This window comes from Streptomyces sp. ADMS, from assembly GCF_033441795.1.
GTDB lineage: Bacteria > Actinomycetota > Actinomycetes > Streptomycetales > Streptomycetaceae > Streptomyces.
The window spans coordinates 1-430 of sequence record NZ_JAVFVX010000450.1; the positions used below are offsets into that span (position 1 = coordinate 1).

The following is a 430-nucleotide window of genomic DNA, read 5'->3' on the forward strand; positions in this document are numbered from 1 at the left end:
TCCTCGGCCGTGTCGAGTTCGCGCATGGCGATGGCCTCCTGCAGGAGGGCCTTCGGGTCGTGGCCTGCCTGCTCGGCCTGAGCCAGGGTGGCGGCCAGCGCGTCGATTTTCGTGTTCGTGTCGGCTCGGGTGCTGTTCTCGGGCAGGGCGGCCCGGATGGTGGTCTCGTAGCTGCGGCGCTGGGCTTCAGGCAGGGCTCGGCCTTGTTCGCGCAGGGCCTGCATGGGTGCGGCGGCGGCCTGGCGGTAGGCGGCGCGAAGGTGCTCGGCGGTCTGACGGGAGGCTTCGGCCTGTTGGGCGTGACCGTGTGCGGAGTGCCAGCGTGCTGCGGCCAGTGCGACCAGGACCAGGGTGGAGACGAGCATGGCGGTGGTTCCGCCGTCCTCGCCTCGGCCGAGCGCGCTGCCGGCCTGGATGATGCCTCGGGCCG

At 72.3% G+C, this 430-nt stretch carries 1 pseudogene; it reads right to left on the reverse strand.

The features are described from left to right. Positions 1-430: pseudogene (locus tag RB628_RS42920) on the reverse strand (mobilization protein); the annotation flags it as partial.